Here is a 3,273-nt window from a genome sequence, read left to right as displayed (position 1 = left end):
CTTGTAGATATCAGTTTGAAAAATACCAACGATGTTCGATTATAATCACAGCCGAAAGGGTGGATCTGATAGCCATGACCCACCCTTTACTACTTTCGTGGTACGCAACGGCATAGCCTTCAGTCAAAATATTAGCAAGAAATCCAGATCTCTGGTTGACTTCTAAAGTCCCCTCCCAATTTTGCGCATATCTGTAAGTTCCTCAAATTTCATACCTATTCGTGAAATTTTTCAAGCGCCTTCAAAGATTAAATTTGGAATCGACATTGTAAATATTTAAGCTGTAATTATCCTCTAACCCAAACGGGAGGCTGTAAGCGTAACAACGCAGCAACCTTTAGTCAGCCAATCACCACCCAAAAACGGGAGGAATCCAAAATGACAACGGCAATCATATTTCACGAAGTTCAGGATGGCGCAGTCTGGGCCAAAGCTTGGAAGAAGGGACCAGGAAGCCGACAAGAAATGTTCGGGGAGCTTGGAATCAAATGCCGCACCTTCCACGACCCCAACAACCCGAATTCGACGGGCGTTATGGCAGAGATACCCGATATGGCGAAATTTCAGGAGTTGCTGCAATCCGCCGAAGGCCAGAAGGCGATGCGGGAGGACGGCCTGAAGGTCGATACAATGCGAATGTTGTTCGAGTTCACCCCTTAGCTGGAAAACAAGTCGAACCGGAGCGTCCGCAAATATCACAAGAACCTCGGTTATAAGAAACACGTTGGTATTGATAGCGTATCCGGCACAAGGACTCAGTTGATCTATCTGCTATTAAGCGTGACTTTTATTATCTCCGAAACAAAGGGAGGCCAACTACAAGATATTGTGGTTGGCCTTTTTCGCTTTTCATCAAGATACGCTCAATGTATCTTTACCGGGAGCAATCAAATCTGGAGTTGGTACAGCTCCAACAACCTTGCAGATATCGTCCTCGGCAATTTTCACCGATGTTGGAAAATTATTGCAATGGACCGAATCTTGCGAAAAAGGGACCTTAGGTGGTAACGTGGGGATCACCATAACATATCAGGGAGATTCTTATAATTTTTAATTAGCAAGGTATCTCAATAAATCTGCAATTTTTATTATTGAGTACAACCACAACATGTCGTATCCAATTTAGTTCATGAAATTGAGTAATATTTATGAATAAATTTTCGATAAATTTAGAACAATTAGGATTTAATATGTGGTTTTTTGATGAAATTGATCCCACGAAATTAATCGATCATCAAATTGCAAGAGTCACCACAGTAAATAAGGATACTTTTACCATTAACAACGGCAAGGGAGAAGTATCAGCCGAAGTAACTGGCAAGCTTATATTCAGTGCTGATTCGCCATTAGATTATCCAGCCACCGGAGATTGGGTGCTTGCCCAGTATTTTGATAATGATTCCTTTGCCATTATTAGTGAAATTGTTCCAAGAAAATCCATCTTAAAGCGTAAAACATCTGGTAAGAAGATCGAGTTTCAATTAATAGCCACTAACATAGACACTGGCTTGATCGTTCAATCACTTGACAACAATTATAATCTTAGACGATTAGAACGCTATCTGGTTATGATAAATCAGAGCAAAATCCAACCGATTGTATTATTGAGTAAAAGTGATCTGCTGCCAGCTAGTGAGATAGACAAAATGGTTAATGAAATTCATGATCTTAATCCTGACATACACGTATTGCCTTTTAGCAATGAAGACAATACTACGTTGAAACATGTCAAAGAGTTGTTGTATCCTCGGAAAACATATTGTTTGCTTGGATCATCGGGGGTTGGGAAATCAACCTTAATAAATAACCTTCTGGATGAAGTACGACTTAAAACCCATAACGTTAGAGAAAAAGACGGAAAAGGGAAACATATAACAACCCGCCGTCAATTGATAATGTTAAAAAATGAGGCAATGATCATAGATACGCCAGGTATGAGAGAACTCGGAAATTTTGAGGTTGATACCGGTATTCATAACACCTTCGACGAAATAGCAGAGTTTTCAAATCAATGCCGCTATAATGATTGTTCCCATACACGAGAGCAAGGATGTGCAATATTGACTGCATTAAAAGACGGAGTTATTTCACAGGACCGTTATCAAAGTTTTACAAAATTAAATAAAGAATCTGCTTTTTATGAAATGTCATATTTAGAAAAAAAGAGAAAAGATAAAAAGTTCGCGAAATTTGTTAAGTCTGTATTGAAGGAAAAAAAATACAGAAGATAGAACCCAACTTTAACAAGTTTTTTCAATTGCAGGTTGCTCATCACCAGAAATAGACTGTTTTGAATTGTTGTGATTACCGCTTAGGGCACCCATTTACCGAGTCACACCGTAACACCCGATCCATACATGGTATTATCAATGTTTCAAATGTTGAACAAACCAATCACGTTGGGCTGCGCTGTTCACTTTGAAATTATCCCCGGTGTATGCATCGAAATGACCACCTTTAAGGACCAGGAGTTTCTTTGGCTGCAGTGCCTTTTCGTATGCTTCGCATGCAATGTCTACTGGTACTAAGTGGTCCCCATCAGCGACAACAAGCAGGAACGGTGTCGGACTTATCTTGGAAATATAAACACCGGGTTCGTATTCGATAAACATTTCAACTGATTTCAGTGTCACTTCGTTTATCCATGCGGGTGCGCGCAGTTTTTTCGTATCAAAGAAAAACTTAGTACTGTCTTCGGTCGGCAGAGCACACATCTCCCCAGGTTCTTCGGCAACTACCTTAATCATGGATGGAGGCTTACCCGCGTAGCGGGACTCTCGATCCGCATCAAAATTAGCCCGAACAAAGGCAAATAGATCAGAGCGGATAAGACGGCGCGCATTTCTGAGCCCACTAATGAGGGGAACCTGACACACCACGCATTTGACTCTTCGGTCCAAAGCAGCGACAACAAGAACATGGCCTCCGCTGTAACTTGATCCCCATACGCCAATTCGGCTTTTATCAACTTCGGGTAGCGTTCCGGCGAAGGTGATAGCATCGCGGTAATCGTTAATTTGGCGCCAGGGATCAATCTCTTGGCGGGGTTCACCATCGCTGGCACCTAAATTCCGATTGTCATAAACCAGAACGGCAAAACCGGCGTCGCAAAAAACTTCGGCAAAAGAGTCAAGATACATTTCTTTAACAGCTGAATAGCCATGGGCCATTATTATTGTTGGTATACGGTCTTCTGCTCCTTCTGGAAGATAATACCACCCTCGAAGGGTAACACTGTCATTGGTTTTAAATTCGATTTCTTTTCTCATAGCT

General features: G+C 41.4%; 3 protein-coding genes. 2 read left to right on the top strand and 1 reads right to left on the bottom strand.

Going from position 1 to position 3,273, the window contains the following annotated elements; genetic code table 11:
• Positions 1 to 378 precede the first annotated feature (378 nt).
• Positions 379 to 660, top strand: coding sequence for a hypothetical protein (locus tag ABYV26_RS23475; RefSeq protein ID WP_372683781.1), 282 nt, complete (start codon positions 379 to 381; stop codon positions 658 to 660).
• A 488-nt stretch (positions 661 to 1,148) separates the two neighbouring features.
• Positions 1,149 to 2,231 carry a ribosome small subunit-dependent GTPase A gene (gene rsgA, locus ABYV26_RS23470; RefSeq protein ID WP_372683780.1) on the top strand — a complete coding sequence of 361 codons (1,083 nt, stop codon included), beginning with the start codon at positions 1,149 to 1,151 and terminating at the stop codon, positions 2,229 to 2,231.
• Positions 2,232 to 2,366: 135 nt separating this feature from the next.
• On the opposite strand, the gene ABYV26_RS23465 is transcribed toward rsgA, so the two are convergent.
• Positions 2,367 to 3,273, bottom strand: a 907-nt coding sequence (locus ABYV26_RS23465) for an alpha/beta hydrolase (protein WP_372683779.1), incomplete at its 5' end; no start/stop codon positions are given.

This window comes from Desulfosarcina sp. (assembly GCF_041551955.1).
Taxonomy (GTDB): domain Bacteria; phylum Desulfobacterota; class Desulfobacteria; order Desulfobacterales; family Desulfosarcinaceae; genus Desulfosarcina.
This window is presented reverse-complemented; position numbering and strand designations above follow the sequence as displayed.